Origin of the sequence: Mycobacterium sp. (genome assembly GCF_049278535.1) — a bacterium.
In the GTDB taxonomy this organism is placed as follows: Bacteria; Actinomycetota; Actinomycetes; order Mycobacteriales; family Mycobacteriaceae; genus Mycobacterium.
This window is the reverse complement of sequence record NZ_JBAPMI010000260.1, coordinates 1-2,892: the sequence shown is the minus strand read 5'-3', so window position 1 is coordinate 2,892 and position 2,892 is coordinate 1. Positions and strand designations below refer to the sequence as shown.

Annotated in this window: 3 protein-coding genes; all 3 read right to left on the bottom strand. The window is 62.7% G+C overall.

What is annotated here, in order from left to right:
- The coding region (locus WAO18_RS17410) for a cobyric acid synthase (RefSeq protein WP_422207483.1) at nt 1-716 on the bottom strand (716 nt) is incomplete at its 3' end.
- 10 nt (nt 717-726) lie between these two features.
- A complete protein-coding gene (gene map / locus WAO18_RS17405; RefSeq protein WP_422207482.1) occupies nt 727-1,584 on the bottom strand; it encodes a type I methionyl aminopeptidase in 858 nt (285 codons plus the stop codon).
- Between the two features lie 28 nt (nt 1,585-1,612).
- A complete protein-coding gene (locus tag WAO18_RS17400) occupies nt 1,613-2,197 on the bottom strand; it encodes a DUF1707 SHOCT-like domain-containing protein (RefSeq protein WP_422207481.1) in 585 nt (194 codons plus the stop codon).
- Nucleotides 2,198-2,892 lie beyond the last annotated feature (695 nt).

The window sequence follows — 2,892 nt, the reverse complement described above, 5'->3', positions numbered from 1 at the left end:
GGGACGGCGTCCTCGGTGTCGAGCCACAGGTCGTCGGTGTAGGGAATCACGCCGTAGGTGGGCCGTCCGCTGAGATCGGCGAGTTGGCGCAAACCGGGCTCCAGCAGCGAGACGTCACCGCGGAACTTGTTCACGATGAACCCGGCGATCAGCGCCTGATCCTGCTCGTCGAGCACCGCCACGGTCCCGAACAGGTGCGCGAGCAGCCCGCCGCGGTCTATGTCGCCGACGATCACGACCGGAAGGTTCGCGGCCCGCGCCAGACCCATGTTGACCAAGTCCGTTGCCCGCAGGTTGATTTCGGCGGGCGATCCGGCTCCCTCACAGATCACCACGTCGTATTCGGCACGCAGGGCGGCCAATTCACCGGCCACGACCTCGCGCAGCTGCCGCCGATGCCGGAAATAGTCCCGCGCCCAGACCGTATCCACGGCCCGCCCCCGAACCACCAACTGCGAGCGTCGATCACTCCCGGGCTTGAGCAGCACCGGATTGAACCGCACACTCGGCTCCAGCCCGCACGCCCGCGCCTGCAACGCCTGCGCCCGCCCGATCTCCCCACCGTCCAGCGCGACCACCGAGTTGTTCGACATGTTCTGCGCCTTGAACGGCGCCACCCGAATTCCTTTGCGCACCAACAATCGGCAGAGTCCGGCGACCACCATCGATTTGCCTGCGTCGGACGTCGTGCCGGCGACCAGCAGCGCGCCGCTCACCGCCGGGCGATCACGGCAGCGTGAGGATTTCCGCGCCGGACTCGTTGACCAGCAGGGTGTGCTCGAATTGCGCGGTCCACTTGCGGTCTTTGGTGACCACCGTCCAGTCGTCGTCCCAGATCTCGTAGTCGAGCGATCCGAGGTTGATCATCGGCTCGATCGTGAACGTCATCCCTGGCTCGAGGATGGTGGTGACGGCCGGTTGGTCGTAGTGCAGTACCACCAGCCCGTTGTGGAAGGTGGTCCCGATACCGTGGCCGGTAAAATCGCGAACTACGTTGTAGCCGAACCGGTTTGCGTAGGACTCGATAACCCGGCCGACCACCGACAGTGCGCGGCCCGGTTTGACGGCTTTGATCGCTCGCATCGTCGCTTCGTGAGTGCGCTCGACGAGCAGGCGGTGCTCCTCGGCGACGTCGCCGGCCAGGAAGGTGGCATTGGTATCACCGTGCACACCGTCGATATAGGCGGTGACGTCGATGTTCACGATGTCGCCGTCTTCGATCACGGTCGAGTCGGGGATGCCGTGGCAGATGACCTCGTTCAGCGAAGTGCAGCACGATTTGGGATAACCCTTGTAGCCCAGCGTCGATGGATAGGCACCGTGGTCGACCATGTAGTCGTGCGCGATGCGATCCAGCGCGTCGGTCGTCAGTCCAGGTGCGACGGCCTTGCCCGCCTCCGCGAGTGCGCCGGCGGCGATTCGCCCGGCAACCCGCATCTTTTCGATCACCTCGGGCGTCTGCACCCAAGGCTCGGTGCCCTCGCGCGCCGTCGGCTTGCCGACGTACTCCGGGCGTGGAATCGACTTCGGCACCGGCAGCGTCGGCGAGAGCACTCCGGCGGACAGTGCGGAACGAACGGGCATGCTGTCAGGGTATCCGGATCTCGCCGGGTCAGGCACGGCCGCGGCGGCGCACGAGCGAGCGACGCGGCCCCTTGATCTTGACCGAGCCGCACACCACCCGACCGGTGAGCACGACGTGCGGCGTGCCCTCGGCCGGCGCGATCTTCCGCCGGTCGCTGGCGCTGCCGCCGTACACCTCGACGTCGTCAATCGACGCGCTGGCCCCCTCGGGCAACCGGATCTCCACCGACCCGAATCGCATGTCGAGTTCGATCACGACCACCGGACCGGCAAACCTGGCCTTGACCAGATCGAGCTCGACCGAACCCATCCGGCGCACCAACGCCAGTCGGGTGGGCACCGTCCACTCCCCGTGGCGCTTGAGCGATCCGGCCCAGCCGCGCAACTCGACCCGGTCGGCGGCGGATGTGACGATCGCCCCCGGACCCGGCAGATCGCCCACCAGGCTGTCCAACTCATTGCGGGTCCGGGCATAGGACACGTGCGAGGAGCGTTCCTCGAACTCGGTGATATCGATCAACCCGAGCGCAACCGCGTTGTGCAGACGGCGCAGGATGCCGTTCCGGTCGGCATCGGATACCCGCAGTTCGGACAGTTCGTCAGGTCGCGTCATGGCGATATCAATCTACCGCCGCCACCTGTGTCCACAGGCCCCACGCGAGTTCCCCGCCTGAGGGGTCATTTGATCCTAAAAGTACGGAAATTCGTTCAACTTATACCGGCCCTCATGATGGCTCGAATTAGACCATCTTCTTTAATGGCGATGAATTGACGATCTTGTTTATCAAATCAACGTTATAAGCCAGACAGTCAACTTAATGTTGGCACTTCTCAGGCAACCCGTTCGATTAATTGGAACTTCAATCTAATTTTCCGGACTTTCTCAGGCATTGAAATTTCGCAATGAACGAAGACAGCTCAGTGCGTCGCGCGAAGGGGCGCGTCGAATGACTTCGTGGCGACCGGCCCGTTAGGCGTTCTAACTGGTGTTTAGCGACGAAACGTTTCGATTCAAGAAGCGGGCACGACGATCAGAACAACCAACTGCTTCAAATCCTTAACCAATCGAACATGCCTCGAATCGTCCCTAAGAGGAGACTAAACAGGACCGCAGATTCAACTGAGTTTTTATTATAAATTTGCTTACCACTGCCGATCTCTGTTATATGCTTCGACCCGTCGAAGGGTCGTCCGCCTCAGGAGGAGATTAGGACCCATGTGCCACTCATCGACCTGCTGTTCGGGCAGCAGTTCTGATCCACCTCTATGAGGTGGCCGTCTGAACCGGTGGGGTGGGGGGCACCGGCC

Bases quoted from the DNA above. Each gene is read 5' to 3' on its own strand.
- WAO18_RS17400 (WP_422207481.1), bottom strand. From the start codon at position 2,197: ATGACGCGACCTGACGAACTGTCCGAACTGCGGGTATCCGATGCCGAC.
- map (WP_422207482.1), bottom strand. From the start codon at position 1,584: ATGCCCGTTCGTTCCGCACTGTCCGCCGGAGTGCTCTCGCCGACGCTG.